The following is a 21,502-nucleotide window of genomic DNA, read 5'->3' as shown; positions in this document are numbered from 1 at the left end:
ACCTGTCCTCCGGGACGCCCTCAGGCATCGCGTCGCGCTCCCCCGAGGCCGCGGACGGGGACTGACCCGCCACTGCGCACGTCCGGCGCACGCGACTTCGGCGTGCGGCACGAACTGCGGTAACCAGCGAAGGAAGACACGCCCATGAGAATCCAGATCGACGAGCACAAGTGCGTGGCCAGCGGACAGTGTGTCCTGGCCGCCCCGGACGTCTTCGACCAGCGGGACGAGGACGGCGTCGCCGTCCTGCTCAACGCCTCACCGCCCGCCGCGAGGAGCAACGACGTGCGGGAAGCAGTCGTCATCTGCCCGGCCGCCGCCATCCGCCTGGAAGACTCATGAACCGAGTGGTCATAGTCGGAGCCGCGGCCGGCGGACTCGCCGTAGCCGGCTCGCTGCGCCAACAGGGCTTCGACGGACGCATCACCCTGATCGGCGACGAACCGCATCTCCCCTACGACCGCCCGCCCCTGTCCAAGCAACTCCTCACCGGCCAATGGGAACCCGAACAGCTTCTGCTGCGCTCCGAGCCGGAGCTCGACGCACTCGACCTCGACCTCCGGCTCGGCACTGCCGCGACCTCCCTCGCTCCGCGTCACGGCACCGTCACCCTGGCCGACGGCAGCACCGTGCCCTACGACGAGTTGGTCATCGCCACCGGCGTACGCCCCCGTTCCCTACCAGGCGGCGCGAACACGGCCGGCGTACATGTCCTGCGCACTCAGGAGGACGCCCTCGCACTGCGGGAGCGCCTGCGACCCGGCCTCCGCCTGGTCATCGTCGGCGGTGGATTCGTGGGCACGGAGGTCGCCGCCGCCTCCCGGCAACGCGACGTCGATGTCACCCTGGTGGAACCCGGGCCCGTGCCTTTGGCCCGCAGCATCGGTGATGACGCCGGCCGCTTCCTCACCGAGGTGCACCGCAGCAACGGTGTGCGTATCCATACCGGGGCGAGAGCCACGGCCCTCGACACGTCCGGTGGCGCCGTCACCGGCATCCGGCTGGACGACGGGATGCGCCTGCCCGCCGACACCGTGCTGATCGCCACCGGCTCCCTGCCCAACGTCGACTGGCTGCGGGACAGCGGACTCGACATCGGCGACGGCGTGCTCTGCGACGCCTACAGCCGCAGCGCACCCGGCATCCACGCGGTCGGCGACGTGGCCCGCTGGTACAACCCTCTCTTCGGCTTCGCCATGCGTGTCGAACACCGCACGACCGCCTCCGAGCAGGGAGTCACCACCGCCCACAACATCCTGCGTCCCGCCTCTCCGCGCCCGTTCGCGCCCGTGCCCTACTTCTGGACCGACCAGTACCACTTGAAGATCCAGGCCTACGGCTACCTACGCGGACACGAGGAGACCGTCCTCCTCGACGGTGACCTGACCGACGGTCGGGCACTGATCGGCTACCGACGGGGACGCCGGCTGTCCGGTGTGCTCGCGGTCGACATGCCCTTCAAAGCCGTCCGCCCCTGGCGCACCGCGCTTGCCCGCCGCACCGAATGGGCCGACGCCATATCCGCTCCAACACCCGCTCGATGAACGGAGAATCCATGACGACCCCCCACGACCACGCCGCCGTACACCCTCGCTTTCCCCAGGCCCGGCCTGCGTCCTGCCCGTTCGACCCGCCCGAGGACTACCGGGACTGGCGCCTGCGCGAAGGGATGCAGCGCGTCACCTTGTGGAACGGCTCGACCGCCTGGGTGGTGACCCGGTTCGAAGACATCCGCGCCGTCCTGAGCGACCCGCGCATCAGCGCTGACGGCCGCAACCCCGGTCTGCCCCGGCTCTCCGCGGCCGGCCAGGACCAGACCGGCGCGGAACCGCCCTTCGTCCGCCTGGACGACCCCGAACACGCCCGGCAACGCCGCATGCTCACCGCGGACTTCACTGCCAAACGCGCCGCGGCACTCCGACCCCAGGTGCAGGCGCTCGTCGACGACGCGCTCGACGAGATGATCGTCAAGGGCCCACCGGCGGACCTCGTCACCGACTTCGCCCTCCCCGTGCCCTCCCGCGTCATCGCGGTACTGCTCGGCGTCCCCTACGAGGACCACGCCTTTTTCCAGCAGTGCAGCAACACGCTCCTCGACATGTCGCTGCCCTCCGACCAGGTCAGGGAGACCAGCGAACACTTCAGCGCCTACCTGCACGAGCTGATCGCCAAGAAGGCGACCGACCCCGGCGACGACCTGCTCAGCCGACTCCTCACCGAACGCGTCGACACCGGTGACCTCACCCGCCGGCAGCTGACCTCCATGGCCCTGCTCATGCTGATCGCCGGGCACGAGACGACCGCCAACACGATCGCCCTGGGCACCCTCGCCCTGCTCCGCCATCCCCGGCAACTCGCCCTGCTGCGCGACACCGAGGACCCGGCCGTCGTCGGCCGGGCCGTCGAGGAACTGCTGCGCTACCTGTCAGTCGTCGAGAACGTCGTCGTCCGGGTCGCCGCCGAGGACCTCACCATCGCGGGACAGGAAATCCGGGCCGGCGACGGCATCATCGTCAGCCTCCCGGCCGGCAACCGCGACACCGCCCTGCTGCCCGACCGGCCCGACGTCCTCGACCTCACCCACAACTCCCGCGCCCACCTGGCCTTCGGCTTCGGTGTTCACCAGTGCCTGGGACAGAACCTCGCCCGGATGGAACTCCAGGTGGCGATACCCGCACTGCTGCGACGCCTCCCCCACCTGAAACTCGCCATCCCCTTCGACGCCGTGCCCTTCCGGCAGCAGATGTCCGTCTACGGCGTCACCCGGCTTCCCGTCACCTGGTAGGCCGGCACGCCGCCCGCATCCCGCGGACGGCATGGGTTCCTCGCCAGGTCGCAGGTGCAGCCGACGGTGGAGCAAGCGGCTGTCAACAGGTCTTCAGGTGGGGCACCTTCGGTGCGGCTCCGCGCACATAGTGGTTGCTCACCCAGGCCGGGTCGCTGCCGGACAGCAGGGAGACCTTCGTCCACCACTTGTTTCCCGAGACCTTGCTGGTGTGCCGGTCCGTCTGGCAGTACGCCCGGAGCGTCGCATTGGACACCCTGACGGCGACCCCGCAGCTCGTGCGCGGGCACTCCCGCAGGGCCACGTGCGTACCCTTCACGCGGATCTTCTTCACCGCGGCGGCCGACACGTCGGACACCGGTGCCGAGGCGAGGCGTTGGTCCCGGCGCTCGTCGCAGGTCTTGCCTCCTCCGCTCCTGGCGTCGAGGGAGAGGCCCGTGCGCGTGTCCTGCCACGCGGCCTTCTGCGCGCAGCGGTGGGCCGCCGCGGGTGCGACCGTGGGGGCCGCGGCCGCGGGCAGTGCGCCCAGGCCCCCGGCCAGGACGGCTCCGGCTGCTGCGACGGCGATGCTCTTGATCCGCACGATGCTTCCTCCCGTTGGTGTCGCGGCACGGCGGCTCGGACCGCCCGGCTGGTGGCCGGCACACCCGCCGCTCGGTATCCCATAGGGCGAAGGTGTGCCTGAATCGGCCGCGGTCACTCGATCATCGCCAAAAGGCGTCCGCGGAGCCTTGGCCGGGTGCGCCAGGTACTTGGCTTTGTGTGCCAGTTCGGGAGCCGTGGCGGTGTACGTGGTTGCGGTAGTCGCTGGGGGTGATGCCGTGCGCGGTTCGGAAGGCACGGGTGAAGTCCGCGGGCTGGGGGAATCCCCAGCGTGCCGCGATGGCGTGAATGGGCACGTGACGCTTCAACGGGTCGGCCAGGTCGCGACGGCAGCGTTCGAGCCGTCGGCCGCGTATCCAGGAACGGACAGTCACTCCGTGCTGCTGGAAAATCCTGTGCAGTGAACGAACAGAGATGTGGTGCGCTGCTGCTACCTCAGCCGCGGTAAGGCGCGAGTCGGCGAGGTGACGCTCGATGAAGGAGGTGATCCGCATGTACAGGACGCGTTGACGGGAGTCGGAGGGCATGTCGTCCTCGCGCTCCAGGAAGTGCGCCAGTGTGGCGGTGACCAAGTCCAGGCCCACGGTGCCGAGTCGCGCGGCGTCACCCGGCGTGTAGCTCGTGCTGTCTTCCGCCAGGTGGGTGAGGAAGGCTGTGAGCAGCCGTCCCATGCCCTGGTCTCCGGGAAGGGCCTGGCAGATGAGCCGAGTGACGTGGCGGTTCGGCAGGGGAAGCAGCGTACGGGGGAACTGGATGAGGATGCATTCGCCGTCGGCGTGGGTCTCGAAGGGGCGCGAGCTTTCGAAGAACAGGAGTTCACCCGGTCGGACCGCTGCACGATGGCGATTCTGCTCGATCACATGCGAGCCGGAGCCCGTGACACCGAAGGCAAAGATCTCCGGGTCCGAGACGCGGATCAGCTTCGGTGTCCTCCGGGTGAGGTAGGACGAGTACGCCATCGCCGATACCTGGACCGCTCCCAGCGACATCGTGCTGACCCGTCCACGGAAGACATCCGTACCGATCAGCTTGAAGGATGTCGGCATCACCGCATCCGCGGTCGCCTTCTCCCACGCGGAAAAGGCATCCTCTGCCGGGAAGTCGTCGCTGTCGAAAACCTTCTCCACAATCGCCCCCCGTCACGGGTCGAGGCCGGACCGGGCCTGCGCGTGGCCGTGCACGAAGCACGATACCGACATCCCCTGACAAAGAGCGTCGCAATCGGCCAAGGCACGGAATGGGGACGCTGTGTGGAGACGCCGGCCCCGGCATATCTCGATCCGGGTTTTCCACGTTGGTCGACAGGGTCCGGTGGGGACGACGTGGCATGTGCGCACAGCGGCTGACGCAATGAGGTGGATCGCCCCTCGGCGGTCATGGTGTCGGCCGGTGCGAGTGTGTCAGCTTCACCCGGGTCGTGGTCGTCTCGCCGCCCGGATCCGGCCCGTGGCGCTGTGACGAGCCCGGCCTCGTCCGCCGAAGCCGGGGGCCCGTCGGTCCCCCGGCTTCGGCGGCCTGCCGACGAGGTCGCTCACGCCGCGTTCGGGCCCACGTCGGACACGGTCAGGGGGCGGCGGACCGGGGCCTGGGCCGAGTACTCGTCGGCGCCGACGTCACGGGTGCCGCCGCGCGGGTGGCCGTCGATGTCCTCGCCCGGGAACATGGTTCCCAGCGTCGCCGCGTCGATCGCGGGGCTGCCCGCCGACAGCCGGAGGATTCCGTCGGAATCCTGTCGGAGGAGCGGGTCGACCCGGCGGTAACCGCCGGACGGTATGGTTCCGTTGGACGCCGCACCCCACAGGATGTTGCCCTGCCAACGGAAGCCGCTGGTCTCCCCCATGGCGACCAGGTTGCCGGTACTGCCGACCAGGAGGTTGTCGGCGATGACCGCGTCCTGCGGCGCGTAGGTCCGGTCCTCGCCCGAGATCGGTCTGGCGCTGTCGACGAAGGTGTTGTGCGTGATGAGCGCGCGGTCGCACGCGTCGTTGCCCCGCCTCTCCTCGGTCGTCTCGCCCGAGTGGTGGTCGCGGGTGGTGCCGCTGCCGATCACCATGGCCCGGCCCGACAGGCGGCCGAAGTAGTTGTTGACCACCGTGTGGTCGTTGCCGTAGAGGCGCACACCGTCGGTGCCGTCGAGCAGGTAGTTGGCCTCCACCGTGGACTCGTTGCCGTGCCGCAGCACGATGCCGCCACGGCTGTCGCGGATGGTGTTGTACCGGATGGTGTTCCCGGACGACTTCACGGAAACGGTCTCGGGGTCTCCGTCGCACCGTTCGAACAGGTTGTACTCCACGACGGCGTTGGCGCTGGACAGCGCGCGGCCGCTGACGCCGAGCCGGATGGGCTCGCCACCGTTGTCGCCGGCGTAGCTGTGGTCGGAGAAGTGGTTCTTGAAGATGTGCAGGTTCTGGGCCATGGCGGTCGAGCCCGGACCGTCGACGATGACGAAGATGCCCATGGTCGTCTTGTCGTGGAAACGGTTGCGGTCGATCTTGGTGTCGTCGCCCCGCACGACCACCCAGTCGAGTCCGCTGACGTCGGCGAACCGGAAGTCGTTGCGGGTCAGCCGGATCCCCGTACAGCTCGCCGGAATCTCCAGGGTGGTGCTCTGCCGGAAGGCGAACCCGCTGATGGTGATGTTGCTGGAGTCGCTGAGGACGAAGCTCTGCCCGCCCTGGAGCACCGCTCCGCCACGGGACTGCGCGACGATGGTGATCGGCGCGTCGGCGGTGCCTGCCTTGCCGGAAACGCTGATCGGGTTGTTCGAGGGAACGGTGTACGTACCGTCGGCCAGGACGATCCGGTCGCCGGGCTTCGCCGCGTCGATCGCGCTCTGGAGGCCGGCCAGGGAACCCACGGTCACCGTGGCCGCCGACGCGCCGGACGACAGGGCCGGGACGGAGGCCAGCGCGGCGGCGCCCAGCAGGGTGCCGGTGAGGAACGAGCGTCGTTGCATGATGTCTCCTGAGAAGCGAGAGGTTCCGAGCCGGCCCTCCGGGCAGGGGAAGTGCCGTCGGCTGGAAGGTGTAGGTGTGACCGTCACGCGGCCGTGGATCGGCTACTTCGGGTCCGGGTTGCGGGCCCAGTCGGTCCAGTACCCGTTCACGTCGCGCAGGCGGTACCACCCGAAGCCGTCGGGCATGATGACGTGGATGGCGAACCGCCAGGGCGCTTCGTCCGTTATCACCACGGCGCTCACCGCCACCCCGCCCATCGACTCCCACTCGCTCCAGTCGCCGTCCGAGTCGGTCCAGCGCGTCCACACCGACCGGTCGACACTCACCACGAAGACCTGCTTGGTCCCGTCCGGCAGCTTCTTGGTGGTGATGCCGAACTCGCACATGTAGGACCGGCCGCCGGTCTTGCAGCCGTTCGCGGCCTGCGCGGCCGGCGGGACGGCCACGGCGAGGCCCGCCACGGCGGCGACCGTGACAACGGCGGCCCTGAACTTGTTCACGACGGTGTCCCCCACGAAGGTACGTACTTTCGGTCCTGCCTCCTGACGTCGTACAGCCAACCCGCCGCGCTCGCGTGTGACCAGGAAGTTCCACCAGCAGAAGTCACGCCCTGCCTACTCCTGCCGGATTCCCGCCGGATGGCCGGGAGTGGTGGCCGGGAGCGGTCTTTCGCGGTTGAACGGTCGGTCACCGCCTCAGTAGTCGATGGTGTGGCCCGCGATGATGCTTCTGGCTGTCCCCGTGGTGCTCAGGGGAGGTGAGGCGGTGGGCCGGTCGGTCATGAAGTACTCACGGAAGTCGGTGCCGGCGTTGTAGGTCATCAGGCGGATGGTGCGGTTCCAGTTGCCGCCGTCGGGTCCGTTCGCCGCCCACAGATCGAGCAGGGAACTGCCGACCCTGCCCTGGACCGTGTCACCGGCGTCCCAGCCGGGGGTGGAACGCCCGTTGGCGAAGCTGTACGAGGTGCCGTCGGGATAGACGAAGCGGTAGTCACCCAGGACGTAGGCGGCCACCGCGTCAGCGAATCCCTCGGTCCAGGCGCAGGTGGTGGAGCTGCTCCTGTTGATGTAGTGCGGGTTGCAGTTGGTCACCCGCGGGAACCAGTGGTTGTACAGCTGCCACTGCCACCAGTGGCCCGCCTCGTGCAGGACCAGGTGGTGGGAGTCGGGCATGTCTCCGGCGAGGATGACGTAGTTGGTGTTGCCGTAGTCCCAGTAACCGCCGTCGCCGGCACCCGGGTCCCAGACCACGGTGAGCTGGTCGCAGGCCCCGTTGGCCTGATGGCTGGTCCAGCAGCCGGAGTCAGGGTTGGCGCGGTTCCAGTACAGCAGGTTGAGGGTGTCCTCCACGTTCCAGGCACCCTGGATCGAGCTGGGTACCTTGACCGTGCCCAGGTTCCGGCTGGTGGCGACGTCGGTCAGTGACGCGGTGGTGAACGAGTACGGGGTGGTCGACCGGCGGTCCGGGATGACGCGCCACGTCCGTGTGCTGGCGGAGAGGAATTTCATATGGAGCTCGGGCAGGGACCCGGGGGCCTGGTAGCAGGCGTTGAACGTTCCGCCGTCCACACCGGTGAGTCCGGATGCCAGCAGGCGCGAGGCGGTACCGGGGGACGTCTGGCCCCACAGCTCCCAGTTGGCGTTGCGGGCCGGTGAGGTGACCCAGGGCTTGGCGGTCCCGGCCTCGGCGTCGCGGTGGTCGAACACCAGGGATCCGCTCAGGCAGACGGGGGACGCGGCGGCACTCGCCTGGGGTGTGGCGAGGGGAGTGCCGGACAGGAGAAGGCCCAGCACTGCGGGAACCAGCCCACGGGCGAGGGCACGTGCGCTTCGGCCCCGGTCGGTGAGGGCGTTTCGGTCCGCGGTGTGGTGCGCAGGGCCCGGCCGCCGTCGCTGACGGGGCCACAGGGCGGCCAGCCGCGAGGAGAAGGACGGTTGTGGCATGCGAACTCCCTTGGGGGAAGAGTGAGGGGTGGCGGCTCCCTGGTGGCGGGTGGCACGAGCCGACCGTGCGTGCGTGCGTGCGAGCGAGCGAGCGAGGACGCGACGGTCTGCCCGGTCACCGGTCACGCGGCGCGCGTATGGCGTGGGTGGTGGGTGGGGTGCCTGCCGCCCAGGAACACGGTTGAGCTGGATCTGGAAGACGGTCGTCAGAGGCACGCCGCCGAGGCTGACGATCTGCTCGGAGCCGCCCGGGACGCCTCCGGCGGGAGGACATCACAGCGCATGCGTCTGATCGGGGAAAGCGGCCGATCGCTTCTCCCGGCCAATTCAGCGACGCCGGTTTATCAGGCACTTGCCCGATACGCGGCGGAGCGCCGGCTCGGTCCGACCCATCTTCATTTCACTCGGACCACAGATGCCCGGGTGCTACCGACTGCCGCAACGTGAATGGCCGGGAAGTGATGATCGATACGTCGGGCGCATCGTCCGCAGGAGTGAATAGTCGCACCACGAGTTGACGGTGTCCGGCGGGCCGGACCAGGCACCCGGTCGTCCTGACCATCCCAGCGCGCTCACCGGCCCTGTGCGGCCGATCCGCAAATTTCGTTGAGCCCGCGCCCCGCGATCGTGTTGGCTGGCGGCTTCGAACTGTCGGTACCGCAGGTGTCCGCCTGCCTGTAGCAGGGAGTTGAACGTGCAGGACATTGCTGTCGATCCCGTTGCCCATAACCGGGCAGCCTGGGACAAGTACGTCCAAGAGGGCAACGAGTGGTCGAGGCCGGTGAGTACTGAGGATGTCGAGCGCGCCCGCATGGGCGACTGGTCGATTGTTCTCGTCGGGCGTGAGCCGGTCGACCGCTCCTGGCTGCCGGCGGATCTGACCGGCAAGGACGTGTTGTGCCTCGCCTCCGGCGGTGGCCAGCAGGGTCCGATCCTCGCTGCCGCAGGGGCGCGGGTCACCGTGTTCGACAACTCACCCCGCCAGCTCGGCCAGGACCGGATGGTGGCGGCGCGCGACGGACTCGAGCTGCGCACCGTCCTGGGCGACATGCGCGACCTCAACGCCTTCGGCGACGCGACTTTCGACGTCGTATTCCATCCGGTCTCCAACCTGTTCGTACCGGACTTGGCACCGGTGTGGCGTGAGTGCTTCCGCGTCCTGCGACCGGGCGGAACTCTGCTCGCGGGCTTCCTCAATCCTGATGTGTACTTGTTCGACCACGAGGCACTCGACGAGCGCGGCGAGCTGATCGTCGTGCACAAGCTGCCCTACAGCGATGTCACGGAGTACTCCGCCGAGGAACGCGCCACGAAGTTCGGCGCGGATGCCGCTCTTGAATACAGCCACACCCTCACCGACCAGATCGGCGGGCAACTCGCCGCGGGGTTCGTCCTCACCGGCTTCACGGAAGCCCCGCACCAATCCAACGCGTCCGCCGCATACATGTCGAACTATTTCGCGACGCGGGCGGTCAAGCCCGGCTGACCCAGCATGGGGCCGGCCTGGACGTTCGTGTCATCTCTTCGAGGTCGACTCCGGGTGCCGCTTCCGGAACCGGCGCGTCACCGACCTCGAAACCCGCCTCGCCGATCCGGCTTCGACGATCTGATCGCGTCCGGGCGGACCCGGCGGTGTCAGTGGTGCGAGCCATACTCGGGTCGCGGCGCCGCTCGGGCACCGCGCGAGAGGAGTGACATGGCTGAGGTGCTGGTTTTCCACCACGGGTACGGGCTGACCGCCGGCATCCGTGAGTTCGCCGGGCGTCTGGAACAGGCCGGACACACCGTCCACGTCCCGGACCTGTATGAGGGGCACGTGTTCGACAACCTTGAGGAGGGCATGGCTTACGCCGAGAACATCGGGATCGGCACCGTCATCGCGCGCGGAACCGCCGCCGCCGAGGGGCTGCCCGCGGAACTCGTCTACCTCGGGTTCTCGCTCGGCGTGCTGCCGGCGCAGAAGCTGGCCCAGACCTGCCCCCGGGCAAAGGGTGCGCTGCTGCTGGAGGCATGCGTCCCGGTCGCGGAGTTCGGCGGCGCCTGGCCTCACGAGGTCCCGGTCCAGGTCCACGGCATGGACGCCGATCCGTTCTTCGCCGGGGAAGGGGACCTGGAGGCGGCCCGGGCGCTCGTCGACACGGTGGCGGACGCCGAACTGTTCCTCTACCCCGGCGACAGCCACCTGTTCACCGACAGCAGTCTGCCGTCGCATGACGAACACTCCGCACCTCAGGTCACCGAACGGATACTGGGCTTCCTCGGTCGCGTCGAATAGTCCGGCCGCCGGCCACGAAACCGCCTCGACGCCGGCCGGCGATTGACGCGGGGTCCCGCTTGGGGGAGGTGAAGGTCTACGACGCGGGGCCGCTCCCCCCGTCCGAGCTGCCGGTGATGCCGTTGAAGCCCCGGGGAAGGGTGCGCTGCCCCGGGGAAGCGCCGGAACCGTTGTCGAGAGGTCCGCCGGGCACGGCTGCCGTCCAGTAGCTGTCGGCTGCCGGTCGCCACCGGCGGGCCAACGGGTCGTGGAAGAGCCGCAGCAGCAGGCCGACGGGTGCGATCAGCAGGACGTAGGCGAGGAAGAGCAGGAGGGTGCGCATGAGGGAGGGGTCCTTCCTTGGAGGGGGCGCCTTCCGGAGGCGTCGGTCCGGCGTCGGACCTTCCGTCCGGCATCCGTCCGGTGTCAGTCCAGCGGGATGTCCTCGCGCCAGTCGCCTTCCTCGCGCCACGGCGGCTGGGCGCTCTTCTCCAGCAGGAAGTCACCGAGGACGAGCACGTCCATGTCGGTCCGCATGAAGCAGGTGTAGGCGTGCTCTGGTGACTCGACGATCGGTTCACCGCGCACGTTGAACGAGGTGTTGATCAGCACCGGGCAGCCGGTGGCCTCCTTGAACGCGGACAGCAGTCGGTGGTAGGCGGGGTTGGTGTCCTCGCCCACCGTCTGCACCCGGGCGGAGCAGTCGACATGGGTGACCGCGGGAATGGTGGACCTGGGCACGCGCAGGTCGCGCCGGGAGGCGCCGCCCGTTCTCCCGGCCTCCGTCAGCCGGGCGTCGGCGACCTGGCTGACCACCAGCATGTACGGGCTCTCCTGGGGCAGCGCGAAGTAGTCCTTGGCATCGGTGGCGAGCACCGACGGCGCGAACGGCCGGAAGGACTCCCGGAACTTGATCTTCAGGTTCATCTCGGACTGCATGGACGGATTCCGGGGGTCGCCGAGGATCGACCGGGCGCCGAGGGCCCGCGGGCCGAACTCCATCCTGCCCTGGAACCAGCCGACGACGGCTCCGTCGGCGAGTCGGTCGGCGACGGCACGGGCGAGAGGATCGGGTTCGAGCCGGGTGTGCGGGATGGACCGGGCGGTGAGGAACGCCTCGATCTCCTCCGCGGAATAGGACGGTCCGAGCAGCGAACCCGACATGGCGTCCTGCCCGCTCCCCGGTCGGGCCCGCTCGGCGCCGCGCGCCACGGCGACGCTCAGAGCGGCTCCGAGCGCGCCTCCCGCGTCACCCGCGGCGGGCTGGATCCACACCTCGTCGAAGATCTGCTCGTCGATGATCCGGCCGTTGGCCACACAGTTGAGTGCCACGCCGCCGGCCAGGCAGAGCCGGGCCTCCCCCGTCATGCGCCGAGCGGTCCGGGCGAGCCGGACCATCACTTCCTCGGTGACGGCCTGCACGGATGCCGCCAGGTCGAACTCCCGCTCCGTGAGGGGGCCTTCGGGCAGCCGGCGCGGGCCGTCGAAGAGCCGCTCGAAGGCGGCCCCCGTCATGGCCCGTCCCCGCAAGTAGGAGAAGTACCGCAGATTCAGGCGGAAGGAGCCGTCGGCCTTGATGTCGATCAGCTTCTCGCGGATCAGGGCGGCGTAGCGGGGGACGCCGTAGGGGGCGAGGCCCATGAGTTTGTACTCGCCCGAGTCGACCTTGAAGCCGCAGAAGTAGGTGAAGGCGGAGTACAGCAGTCCGAGCGAGTGGGGGAAGCGCAGTTCGGCGAGGGCGCGCAGGTCGTTCCCCTGCCCGTGCCACAAGGTGGTGGTGGCCCACTCCCCCACTCCGTCGACACAGAGCACGGCCGCGGATTCGTACGGACTGGGGAGGAAGGCCGAGGCCGCGTGCGACTCGTGGTGGCGGCGGCGCCGGACCTCGGGCACCGGGCCCAGGCCGAGTCCGGCGAGCTGGTGCCGCACGGTCTTGGTGACGTCGAGTTTCCAGTCGAGCCAGGCCGGAAACGTGTCGCGGAAGAAGCCGAAACCGCGGGGCGCGGTTCCCGCGTACGTGGCCAGGACCCGGCGGAATTTCAGTGCGGAGTCCTCGTAGTAGGCCACCGCGGACACATCGCGCAGGTCCGCTCCGGCCTCGCGCAAGCAGTATGCGACCGCCTTCGCGGGAAAGGACGGGTCGTGACGACGTCGGCTGAAGCGTTCCTCCTGCGCGGCGGCGACGACGCGTCCGTCGGCGACGAGCGCGGCGGCGCTGTCGTGGTAGTAGGCCGAGATGCCCAACACCAGGTCGCTCATGGATCCACTCCTCGGCTGGTCGTGACGTTCAGGAGTACCGGGTGAGGCGCCCTGACCAGCGCGCCAGGATTCCGTTCGGGGGATTCAGCGACCGGTATCCGGTGCGGACGCGGTCCCATGCCTCGCGCCGGGCGTCACCCGGGCCGGACCGGGGGAGGGCGGACATATGGGCGTCGACGGCGTCGGCGGCCCAGGCCGAATGGCCGGTCTCGACATTGTCGATCGTGTTGTGGATGTCCACGAAGCGCGTACTGAACCCATGCGCTTCCAGCGCGATGTGGCCGTGCCGGTACGCTCCGCCCACCCCGGAGAGTTCCATGGCGAGATTCAGTCCGAGTATCTCCGGCCGGAACGACCGCGGGAATCGGCCGATGCTCAGCCAGTACACCGGAAGCTCGAACGAGGTGTCCTCGAACCCGGGCCATTCGGCGAACGCGCGGGTCCCGGTCGGTGGTACGTCCACGCCCATCTGCTCCAGGAGCTGCCGGTAGAGGAGCGGATGGTTCAGCCTCGGCTCGCCGTTTCCGAGTTCGTCCCAGTAGGTCTCGAAGAGGAAGTGCCCGACGTCGGACGACGCGTACGCGTAGTCCGTGAATCCGCTGAGCCAGCTGCCGTCGATCAGGGTCAGCGGGGCCAGTTGCACCGTGGAGTCGATCAGCTCCTCCCGCGCGGGCACCGGGGCGTCCGCCGACTCCTCGAACCCGGTGCCATGGCGGTCGTGCTGTTCCAGCAGCCAGGGGCGCAGGCCCTCTTCGGGCCACCGGTCCGGCAACGGCAGGGCGCACCGGTCGATCCCCCACCGTGACCTGCCGAGCCAGCGGCGGGCGTATCCCAGGGCGAAGCGGCGCAGCGCCTCGGTGCCGTCGCGGCTCTGGAGCCGGTGGTACGCCTCCCTCAGCCCGGTGGGTCCGGCCCCGTCGGCGCGGGGCTCCGGCACCGGGGGGACCGAGAACGTGACGCGGTGCCCCGCGGGCTTGGCACGGTCGGCCGGGGTGGCGGGGAGCGAGGCGATCCAGCGGCGGATGACGGCCAGGTCCTCCGGCGGGAACACGCGGAACATGGGTCCGTCCTCGCCGACCAGCCCGGTGACCAGCGGGCTCGATCCGGGCCGGCCCGGCTTGACCAGGCGGCTGGCGGCCAGCGCGTCCAGCAGGGGGCCGGGATCGGTTCGGCACTCCGTCAGCCATTCCGACAGCGGCCGGTCCGCGAGGGCGAAACCGTGGTGGTAGACGCCGCCCGCCCGGGCCCGGCGCCGCAGGAGTTCACGCATGTCGTGAGCGGGGTCGACGGAGGCCGCGAGTTCCTCGTACAGGGCGTCGCTCCACCCCCGCACCGCGGCCAGCGCCCAGGAGAAACCCCGGGCGATCCGGGCCTCGGCGCCGGGCCCCTGCTCGCTGATCAGCTCATCGACCGCGTCCCGGCACTGACGGCGGGCCGACCGGTCCCCGTGCCGGCCGGTGCTCGGGTCGACAGCGCTCCAGTCGGTCCCGGCGCCCAGCGCGTCCCGCACGAAGCCGAGCGCCGGCGGCAGTCCCACGGTGCGCAGGCACAAGTCGGCGCCGAGTATCTCCTCCCGGAACTCTCGGGGGTACCGGCTCGCCGCCAGCAACAGGGCCGGCAGGTGGAAATCCCGGTCCCGGACGCGTCGTTCGAGGGCGAGCCGGGCGACCGGCACGGCGTTCTCGCACAGCTCCAGCCGGCGGAGCAGCTCCAGATAGGCGCTGCCCCGTGACGCCCGTGGACGGCCGACACCGACGTCCCCCGCGTACAGGGCCAGCGAGCGCAGCGTGTGCGCGCTGTCCGCGTTCCCCGGATCGCTCAGCCACTGGAGCCAGGCGCCGGACACCAACGCGAGCGGTGCGCAGGCCAGAACCGCCCGGTCCACGAGGACCTTCCGCGCGTCGCCGGGGGCCGAGTCGTACAGGGCGTGATGGCGCCGGGTCTCCCGCGCGGCCCAGGAGGCGGCCTCGAGTTCGAGCGCGCCGAGCCCCCCGGGGGCCGGTGGCGGTCCCGCCCCGCGGTCCCACTCGTGCCGGAGTTCCGCGACGAAGCCGCCCGGCGGGAAACACCCCTCCGGGTCGGACGCGGAGACGTAGAGCGCCCGGGCTCCGTCGGGTGTGCCGGAACCACGGCCCGGTCTCGTGGCCGGCGACGTCAACATGTGTGCACCTCGTGCCTCCTGTGCCCTGGTGCCGGTACGCGGGGTGTTCAGAACATGGGGTAGATGGACGCGTCCTGCTTCGCGCGGCCTCGCTTGCGTCCGAACAGCCGGGCCAGGATCTTCCGTACGGTCGCCATGGTGGTCCGCCTCGCTTCCTGTGGTTCTCCGGTCGGGTTTGCAGGGGTTCAGCGCAGGTCCAGGTGGTCGGCGAGGAGCCGGGCGGTCAGGTCGTAGCCGTGGTCGGTGCAGTGCGCGCGGTCCACGTAGAGCCAGTCCTTGGTGGTGGCGGCCCCGGCGAGTGCCGGATTGAGGTCGACGAAGGCCACGTCCTGCTTCTCGCAGGCGACGCGCAGCGCATCGGCGTACGCCCGTCCGGTCTCCATGGTCACGATGTCGCCGAAGAGGTCCTCGAAGATGCCGAGCCTGGACATCTTGTCGAGTTCCTTGAAGAGGGCCGCTTCCTGCTCGGCGGGCTCCTCCCGGACCCAGGTGGCGAGGGGCTGGAGGACGAAGGAGACCCGTGCGCCGGTGGCGGTGGCGAGCCGGCGCCACACCGCGAGGTGGCGCGCGGTGAGCTCGACGGCCCGGGAGATCAGTTCCGGTGTGCCGGGAACGGCGGACCCCGCGTCCTCACCGGTCGGCTGCTTGTCGCCGGCCCGGCGTCCGAAGCCGGGCCGGACCTTGCGGTGGCGGCGGCGCAGCTCCGCCATCTGCTCGTAGTACTCCCCGCAGTAGAAGAACGCCCCGTGCTCGCCCTGCTGGGCGGCGGGCAGCCGGCTGAGGGCCAGGTTGTTGAAACCGGACATGATCACGATGTCCTCGACCGGCGGCAACAGGTGCTGGTGCAGGGTGAAGAGGAGCAGCTCCTGGGTGGAGTTGTAGCTGCGCCCGCCGAAGTTGAGCCAGGGGACCGAGGGCGCGTAGCGGCTCCACAGCCGGGAGGGGATGGTCGTGGCGTCGCCGGTGGCCCCGATGCCGAACGCGGTGGAGCTGCCGACGAACAGCCTGACCGGACCCTCTGGCGGCCGGTCGGCCGACGCGTGTCCGGTGGCGCCCCGCGAGATGCGGAAGCCCAGCCGGTCGGTGTTCAGCACCTCGGACCGGTAGTCGGCACGGTGGAAGTACATGAGGTACGGCAGATGACGCGTCATCCCGGGGTCGTCGAAGTCGTCGTACTGCTGCATCTGCGGGGTGAGTTCGTAACGGCGCAGTCTCACTGGTTCTCTCCCGTCGACACGTTGGTCCGGTCGGCATCGGTGGCGCCCCGCCGGGTGCGCTCCAGTTCGTCGTGGAGGGCCTGGCGGGCGGCCAGGGCTTCCTGTTTCCGGGCCAGGGGCTCGGGCAGGACGCGGATGGTCGTGAATATCTCGGTGGTGAGCCGGCCGTTCTGCCGGAAGGACACGGTGAACTCGACGGTCTCTCCGGCCGGGCCGGTATCCCGCTCCCTCAGGAGGAACTCGACGGTCGCCGGCAGCGGGAAGAGATAGCGGTGGTACACCGCCCTGATGTCGCGCACCTCGCTGATCACGTCCCGCGTCCGTCGCTCGGCGTCGAGCAGGAACTGGTCGGTGACCAGGTTCCACGTCTGCCGGGCCGCCTCGAGCAGGGTGACGGCCGAGATGTGCTGGCTGCTCAGCCGGTCCTGGAGCGGCTCGATCCGTTCGTCGAGCAGCAGGGGGGCGACGAAGCGCTCCTCGGTGACGCGTTCGACCGGCCCGATCAGCGCCGTCCGGGGCTGCCGCGGCCGGACGACGCGGTGCTCGGCGGGTACGGGCACGTCGTCCTGGTGGAGGACGAGCGGGCCCCGCCCCGGGACGGCGTGGGTCCGCAAGGCGGAGAGCTGCCCGGTGAGCAGCCCCTGGCCGATGGAGACGTGCAGCGGATACGGGACGGAACCGGCGCTCAGCCGGTCGAGGAGGTCGGAGGCGCCCACCGTGCCTCGGTTGGTCCGGAAGTCCGTGAACTGGTCCCCCACCACCACCAGGACGTCGTGCGGCATGGCGAAGTCGTTCCTCACGTCGTAGGTGTCCTCACGCGGATGCTTCGACTGTCTGCCGGTAGGCGGCCGTCAGTTCGTCGACGGTGCGGATGTCGGAGACGACGAACCTCTCCTCGAAGGGGTCGACCCCGAAGACCGTCTCCAGGTGGATGATCAACCGGGCGAGCAGGAGGGAAGTGAAGCCGATGTCGGCGAGCCGCTCCGCCCCGGTGAGCTCCAGGGGGTCGAACTCGGCGTCCCGCAGGATGTCGTTGATCGTCTCGTGGACCGGGGTAGCGAAGTCGCCGGTCGTGTTCAGCATGTGATGCCTCCGTCGACGATGAGTGTCTGGCCGGTGATGAAGGACGACCGGGGCGAGGCGAGGAAGGAGATGGCGTCGGCGATCTCCGCCAGGTCCGCCAGCCGGCCGAGCGGGGTGCGCCGTCTGATCCGCTCCCGGCTCTCCTCCGTGACGTCGGTCGTCATGTCGCTTTCGAAGAAACCGGGCACGATGGAATTGACCCGGATGCCCAAGGGTCCGAGTTCGCGTGCCAGACTCCGGCTGAAGCCGTCGAGTCCGGCCTTGGCGGCCGCGTACACCGCCGCGCCGCGGTAGCCCCGTACCGCGTTGACGGAGGAGACGTTCAGGATCGTGCCGCTTTTCCGCCGGGCCATCACCTTGGCGCACGCCTGGGTCAGGATGATCGGTCCGGTCAGGTTCGCGGCGATCAGCTCCTCGGTGCGGCTGACCGCGGTGGTGAGCAGCAGTTCCGGCCTGCCGAGCAGGCCGGCGTTGTTGAGCAGCAGGTCGATCCGGCCGAACCGCTCGGCCGCCGCCGCGGCGAAGGCCCGTGTGCGGTCGTGGTCGGCCAGGTCGACGGGCTGCCACCAGAAGCGGTCCGGGTGCCCGGCGAGGGTGTCCTGGACGAACGCGTTCGCGGACCGGCTGAAGGCCGCGACCCGCCAGCCCTCGCCGAGAAGCCGCTCGACCGCGAGCCGGCCCAGGCCCCGGCTGCCTCCGCTGACGACCGCCACCGGATCACCGGACGTCTCCGGGCGTGTCATGAGGCGGCGCCCCGGATCTTCTTGTAGCGGTCGGAGTACTGGCGGGCCGTGGACACCTCCACCACGGCGGGCACCTTGAACGGCTCCAGCCGCTTCCCGCAGTGCTCTCGCACCCGCCGGGCGACGGTGCGTTCATCCTCCTCCCGGGTGAGCAGCACGGTCGCCTTGACCACCATGCCGGTCACCGGGCTCGGCCGGCCGCTGACCGTGGCCTCGGCTATGCCGGGCATCTCCAGCAGTACGTTCTCGACCTCGCTGGGATAGACCTTCTCGCCGCCCACGTTGATGATTTCCGAGCGGCGTCCGAGGACCCGGACCCATTCCTCGTCGCACACCACCACGTCCTGGGTGTTGAAGAATCCCTCGTCGTCGAAGGGAGCGGGTGCGTTGAGATATCCCAGCATGGCCATCTCCGAGCGTATCCACAGCACGTCGTCGACGATTTTGTAGGCGAATCCCTGACCCCCGAGTTTCAACCACAGTTCCCCGTCGCTCCGGGATCTGGTGGGGAGGATGCCGAGTTCGGACAGCCCGTACGTCTGCTTGAGGCGTACGTGCGGGAAGTCCCGGCGCAGTCGTTCCAGGGTGCTCTGCGGCATGGGTTCCGTGCCGTAGGTGATCAGGCGCAGGGAGGGCGTCTCGTACCGCCTGGCGACATCGGCGATCAGAGCCATGTTGAGGAAGGTGGGGGTGGTGGGCAGCACCTCGGCCCGGTGGTCCGCCACCGCGGAGAACACCGTGTCCGGAGCGCGCTCCGGCACGGAGATCAGGGTGCCTCCGGTACTGAGCGTGTGCCACACCGTGTTGAGGCCGCCGATGTGGTCCAGACTCAGGAAAGAAACGATTCTGCGAGCGGTGCCTCCCGCTTGGTAGCGGCCGAGCATCCTCCCCACGTCCAGCACCGATCCCTTGCTGCGTCCGGTGGTCCCCGAACTGAACAGGACGAGGCCCGCGCGTCCTTCGTCGCGCAACCGGGCGTACAGCGCGTGCCTCGCCGTGCGGCCGGTGCGGGCCGCCCGGAGACCGCCGTCCGCGCCGACCCCGACGGTCACCTCGGCCTCGGCGACCGTGAGGTATTCCTCCCGCTTGAGGCCGGTCGGCGCCCGTAACGGAACCACGATCGCGGCACGTTCGGCCAGGGCCAGCAGACCCGCGACGGCCTGCGGCGAACAGTCTCCCTCCAACGTCACCACCTGCCCTCCGCCGACCCGGTGGGAATCCAGGAAAAGGCGCCATTCATCGACGAGTTCCAGGATGTCCCGGTAACTGTACGTACGGTTTCGGTGGACCATTGCGTCGGTGTCACCGCGGTCGGCCATTCTTGCCAGCAGACGAGATATCACGTCACCCTCCGGAAACACACGGGACGGCAGGACGGCAGGTTACGGAATTCGAGGAATCATCGGGCGCGATACCGGCAGGCGTCAAGCCTGATCTCCGCGACCGCAGGTGAGGCTTCCCCACCCGAACATGGGGTAATCATCGATTTCTGGCGGGGGAAGCGGCGGATGGACACGACATCGGCCGGGAAGATGTGTCCGCTTTTTCCGGACGATACGGAACCGGGCGAGAACGACCGGGAACTCCTTGGCCGGGAACTCCTTTGTTCCGACCGGCCGTGAGACCTGCTACGAGTGACGCCCACCCACGGGCGGTGCCGCACAGCGGGCCACGGTGACCTCGGTGGCCAGGGGCAGGAGGACGGCGAACGTGCGGTTCGTACGGAACTGCATGGGGTCCCTTTCAAGAGGGGCCGGGGAGGTGTGTCGCCTTCAACTTCTCGATCGGCAGCCGATGTTATGGAGGGTGCGCGAACAACCGGTGACGGCGCCAGGGCCGCTGCCTCGATGCCGCTGATGATTGCCCGTTCGTACAGCGGTCCGCGGACGGGGATGCGGAGCGCCGTGAAACGGTGCCGCGTCCTCCGCCGTCCGCGCCCCGTCGCCGCGCGGTCCACCGCCCCGTGGGCACCGATCGCGGCGGCGCTGTCCCGGCATCCCCCTCGTCCGGCCCTCGCCCGATCCTCCCGTTCCGCCCGCCGTGGCGGCTGAGCCCGGACGGGCCTGCCGGGCGCCCGTCAGGGGCGGGCCGGCCGCCTGGGCGCCGGTGCCGCCGTCCGCGCCCCGTCGCCGCCCGCCGCCTCCCGTCATCGGCGCGGCGGGCGGCCGGCGCGTCCGGGGCCTGGTTGGGGGAACCCGCAAGGGGTGGGCCGAGGAGGTGGCGTCGTGGCCGGTGCGGGATTGGGGCTGGACGAGGTGCTGCGAGCGGCGGAGGACGCGGCGCCGGTGGAGTCGGTCGACGTGGTCGCCCGGAACCTGGAGGAACGGTTCTCGGCGTGTGAGGTGTCGTTCTGGTTCGTCGACCTGATCGGGCAGGAAGCCGTACGGCTGCCCAGGGCCGATGGCGCGGACGAGGCCCGGGGCGCGGCGGCGCGGACTCCTCTGCCCGGCAGTGTGTACGACCGCGTACTGCGCACCCAGCGCCTGTACCAGGAGCCCGACGGGCACCGGATGGTGGCGCCGGTGACGAACCGGGGAGACTGCATCGGCGTACTGGACCTGTCGGTGCCGTACGCGGACGACACGGTCCGCGAGGCGGTGGCGCAGGCCGCGCACGCGCTCGCCTACATCGTGGTCACCGACCGCCGCTTCACCGACCTCTACCACTGGGGACGGCGTACCACCAGCGTGAGCCTGGCCGCGGAGATCCAGCACCAGCTGCTGCCGTCGGCGTCCTGCTGCGAGGCGGCCCAGTTCACCCTGGCCTGCGGTCTCGCCCCGGCGGACGACATCGGCGGTGACACCTACGACTACGCCCTGGACCGGGGCACACTCCACCTGTCGATCACGGACGCGATGGGACACGACACCGATTCCGCCCTGCTGGCCACGCTCACGGTCAACGCGCTGCGCGGAGTACGCCGCACCGGGCGCGGCATCCTCGACCAGGCGTATGCCGCCCACAAGGCGCTCGTCGAGCACGCCCGCGGCATGGCCACCGGTCAGCTGCTGTGCGTCACCCTGGAGACGGGCGCCTGCGCACTGGTCAACGCCGGCCACCCCTGGCCGCTGCGGCTGCGCGGGGGGCGGGTCCAGGAGCTGGCCGTCAGGGTCTGCCTGCCGTTCGGGGTTCCCCTCCCGGTCGCCTACGAGGTGCAGCAGCTCGAGCTGCGGCCGGGCGACCGCCTGATCCTGCTCACCGACGGCATGACCGAGCGCGACGCCGCCGCCGTCGACCTGCCGGCCGTCCTCCACGACACCCGCGACGAGCACCCCCGCGAAGTGGTCCGCGCCCTGATCGGCGCAGTCCATGAGGTCTGTCACGGCTCCCTGCCGGACGACGCCACCATCATGGTCCTGGACTGGCACGGAACCTCCGGCCCCCGCCACAGCGACGCCGGCGCCGACATCCGGCGCCAGTGTCCGCCGGACCAGGGCGTACGCGACCGCGGTGACGGGTGAGGCCGCGACCGCGCCGGGACGGCGGGACGTACGTCG

The 21,502-nt window shown here is 70.0% G+C and carries 19 protein-coding genes; 6 read left to right on the top strand and 13 right to left on the bottom strand.

The annotated features are described in order from the left end of the window. The first annotated feature begins 144 nt into the window (after window positions 1-144). Genes IF37_RS0104865 through IF37_RS0104855 form a run of 3 tightly spaced genes read left to right on the top strand, consistent with a single transcriptional unit; the run spans window position 145 to window position 2,785 of the window. Window positions 145-342 (top strand): ferredoxin, encoded by a 198-nt coding sequence (locus IF37_RS0104865; RefSeq protein ID WP_030736667.1) that lies wholly within the window; start codon window positions 145-147, stop codon window positions 340-342. Next, window positions 339-1,544 carry an NAD(P)/FAD-dependent oxidoreductase gene (locus IF37_RS0104860; RefSeq protein WP_037855677.1) on the top strand — a complete coding sequence of 402 codons (1,206 nt, stop codon included), beginning with the start codon at window positions 339-341 and terminating at the stop codon, window positions 1,542-1,544. The genes IF37_RS0104865 and IF37_RS0104860 overlap by 4 nt, the downstream gene beginning before the upstream one ends. A gap of 11 nt (window positions 1,545-1,555) precedes the next feature. Continuing rightward, window positions 1,556-2,785, top strand: a complete 1,230-nt coding sequence (locus IF37_RS0104855; RefSeq protein WP_030736662.1) for a cytochrome P450 — start codon at window positions 1,556-1,558, stop codon at window positions 2,783-2,785. 82 nt (window positions 2,786-2,867) lie between these two features. On the opposite strand, the gene IF37_RS0104850 is transcribed toward IF37_RS0104855, so the two are convergent. The 5 genes from IF37_RS0104850 to IF37_RS0104830 all read right to left on the bottom strand — a co-directional run bounded on the left by IF37_RS0104850 (window position 2,868) and on the right by IF37_RS0104830 (window position 8,138). Beyond that, window positions 2,868-3,368: a hypothetical protein gene (locus tag IF37_RS0104850; protein WP_030736661.1), complete on the bottom strand. Its 501-nt coding sequence runs from the start codon at window positions 3,366-3,368 to the stop codon at window positions 2,868-2,870. Window positions 3,369-3,489: 121 nt separating this feature from the next. After that, the gene (locus IF37_RS0104845) at window positions 3,490-4,515 is read right to left on the bottom strand and encodes a helix-turn-helix domain-containing protein (protein ID WP_063886357.1); all 1,026 of its coding nucleotides are present in this window, start codon (window positions 4,513-4,515) and stop codon (window positions 3,490-3,492) included. Between the two features lie 404 nt (window positions 4,516-4,919). Then, complete coding sequence (locus IF37_RS0104840) at window positions 4,920-6,344, bottom strand: polysaccharide lyase 6 family protein (RefSeq protein WP_030736656.1); 1,425 nt, start codon at window positions 6,342-6,344, stop codon at window positions 4,920-4,922. A 102-nt stretch (window positions 6,345-6,446) separates the two neighbouring features. Continuing rightward, entirely contained in the window at window positions 6,447-6,845 is a 399-nt protein-coding gene (locus IF37_RS0104835; protein WP_158727281.1) for a hypothetical protein, read from the bottom strand. 195 nt (window positions 6,846-7,040) lie between these two features. Further along, window positions 7,041-8,138: a metalloprotease gene (locus IF37_RS0104830; RefSeq protein ID WP_253915643.1), complete on the bottom strand. Its 1,098-nt coding sequence runs from the start codon at window positions 8,136-8,138 to the stop codon at window positions 7,041-7,043. An 844-nt stretch (window positions 8,139-8,982) separates the two neighbouring features. Here IF37_RS0104830 and IF37_RS0104825 point away from each other — a divergent pair. Then, window positions 8,983-9,774, top strand: a complete 792-nt coding sequence (locus tag IF37_RS0104825; protein ID WP_030736650.1) for a class I SAM-dependent methyltransferase — start codon at window positions 8,983-8,985, stop codon at window positions 9,772-9,774. Between the two features lie 210 nt (window positions 9,775-9,984). Beyond that, the gene (locus tag IF37_RS0104820; protein WP_030736648.1) at window positions 9,985-10,563 is read left to right on the top strand and encodes a dienelactone hydrolase family protein; all 579 of its coding nucleotides are present in this window, start codon (window positions 9,985-9,987) and stop codon (window positions 10,561-10,563) included. A 76-nt stretch (window positions 10,564-10,639) separates the two neighbouring features. Here the strand turns inward: IF37_RS0104820 and IF37_RS44295 are convergent, their stop codons facing one another. The 8 genes from IF37_RS44295 to IF37_RS0104775 all read right to left on the bottom strand — a co-directional run bounded on the left by IF37_RS44295 (window position 10,640) and on the right by IF37_RS0104775 (window position 19,324). Beyond that, entirely contained in the window at window positions 10,640-10,885 is a 246-nt protein-coding gene (locus IF37_RS44295; protein WP_037855676.1) for a hypothetical protein, read from the bottom strand. A gap of 83 nt (window positions 10,886-10,968) precedes the next feature. After that, a complete protein-coding gene (locus IF37_RS0104810) occupies window positions 10,969-12,801 on the bottom strand; it encodes a carbamoyltransferase (RefSeq protein ID WP_030736645.1) in 1,833 nt (610 codons plus the stop codon). Between the two features lie 28 nt (window positions 12,802-12,829). Continuing rightward, a complete protein-coding gene (locus tag IF37_RS0104805) occupies window positions 12,830-14,962 on the bottom strand; it encodes an iron-containing redox enzyme family protein (protein ID WP_030736642.1) in 2,133 nt (710 codons plus the stop codon). A gap of 185 nt (window positions 14,963-15,147) precedes the next feature. Continuing rightward, window positions 15,148-16,179, bottom strand: coding sequence for a GDSL-type esterase/lipase family protein (locus IF37_RS0104795; RefSeq protein WP_037855675.1), 1,032 nt, complete (start codon window positions 16,177-16,179; stop codon window positions 15,148-15,150). Then, window positions 16,176-16,979: a hypothetical protein gene (locus IF37_RS0104790; protein WP_052844973.1), complete on the bottom strand. Its 804-nt coding sequence runs from the start codon at window positions 16,977-16,979 to the stop codon at window positions 16,176-16,178. The genes IF37_RS0104795 and IF37_RS0104790 overlap by 4 nt, the downstream gene beginning before the upstream one ends. 13 nt (window positions 16,980-16,992) lie before the next feature. Continuing rightward, window positions 16,993-17,262: a phosphopantetheine-binding protein gene (locus IF37_RS0104785; RefSeq protein ID WP_030736631.1), complete on the bottom strand. Its 270-nt coding sequence runs from the start codon at window positions 17,260-17,262 to the stop codon at window positions 16,993-16,995. Next, the gene (locus IF37_RS0104780; protein ID WP_030736628.1) at window positions 17,256-18,005 is read right to left on the bottom strand and encodes an SDR family NAD(P)-dependent oxidoreductase; all 750 of its coding nucleotides are present in this window, start codon (window positions 18,003-18,005) and stop codon (window positions 17,256-17,258) included. The genes IF37_RS0104785 and IF37_RS0104780 overlap by 7 nt, the downstream gene beginning before the upstream one ends. Further along, entirely contained in the window at window positions 18,002-19,324 is a 1,323-nt protein-coding gene (locus IF37_RS0104775) for a class I adenylate-forming enzyme family protein (RefSeq protein ID WP_030736625.1), read from the bottom strand. Before IF37_RS0104775 ends, IF37_RS0104780 begins: the two co-directional genes overlap by 4 nt. A gap of 906 nt (window positions 19,325-20,230) precedes the next feature. Here IF37_RS0104775 and IF37_RS0104765 point away from each other — a divergent pair. After that, window positions 20,231-21,466 carry a PP2C family protein-serine/threonine phosphatase gene (locus IF37_RS0104765; RefSeq protein WP_052844972.1) on the top strand — a complete coding sequence of 412 codons (1,236 nt, stop codon included), beginning with the start codon at window positions 20,231-20,233 and terminating at the stop codon, window positions 21,464-21,466. Window positions 21,467-21,502 lie beyond the last annotated feature (36 nt).

The organism is Streptomyces sp. NRRL S-31 (assembly GCF_000718775.1).
Classification (GTDB): Bacteria; Actinomycetota; Actinomycetes; order Streptomycetales; family Streptomycetaceae; genus Streptomyces.
Note: the sequence above shows the minus strand (reverse complement) of the source record. Positions and strands in the feature narration are given on the sequence as shown.

What these genes read in the sequence shown, in the direction of transcription:
- IF37_RS0104855 (WP_030736662.1), top strand. Translation starts at nt 1,556, where the DNA reads ATGACGACCCCCCACGACCACGCCGCCGTACACCCTCGCTTTCCCCAG.
- IF37_RS44295 (WP_037855676.1), bottom strand. Translation starts at nt 10,885, where the DNA reads ATGCGCACCCTCCTGCTCTTCCTCGCCTACGTCCTGCTGATCGCACCC.
- IF37_RS0104785 (WP_030736631.1), bottom strand. Translation starts at nt 17,262, where the DNA reads ATGCTGAACACGACCGGCGACTTCGCTACCCCGGTCCACGAGACGATC.
- IF37_RS0104810 (WP_030736645.1), bottom strand. Translation starts at nt 12,801, where the DNA reads ATGAGCGACCTGGTGTTGGGCATCTCGGCCTACTACCACGACAGCGCC.
- IF37_RS0104820 (WP_030736648.1), top strand. Translation starts at nt 9,985, where the DNA reads ATGGCTGAGGTGCTGGTTTTCCACCACGGGTACGGGCTGACCGCCGGC.
- IF37_RS0104780 (WP_030736628.1), bottom strand. Translation starts at nt 18,005, where the DNA reads ATGACACGCCCGGAGACGTCCGGTGATCCGGTGGCGGTCGTCAGCGGA.
- IF37_RS0104775 (WP_030736625.1), bottom strand. Translation starts at nt 19,324, where the DNA reads ATGGCCGACCGCGGTGACACCGACGCAATGGTCCACCGAAACCGTACG.
- IF37_RS0104805 (WP_030736642.1), bottom strand. Translation starts at nt 14,962, where the DNA reads ATGTTGACGTCGCCGGCCACGAGACCGGGCCGTGGTTCCGGCACACCC.
- IF37_RS0104860 (WP_037855677.1), top strand. Translation starts at nt 339, where the DNA reads ATGAACCGAGTGGTCATAGTCGGAGCCGCGGCCGGCGGACTCGCCGTA.
- IF37_RS0104865 (WP_030736667.1), top strand. Translation starts at nt 145, where the DNA reads ATGAGAATCCAGATCGACGAGCACAAGTGCGTGGCCAGCGGACAGTGT.
- IF37_RS0104840 (WP_030736656.1), bottom strand. Translation starts at nt 6,344, where the DNA reads ATGCAACGACGCTCGTTCCTCACCGGCACCCTGCTGGGCGCCGCCGCG.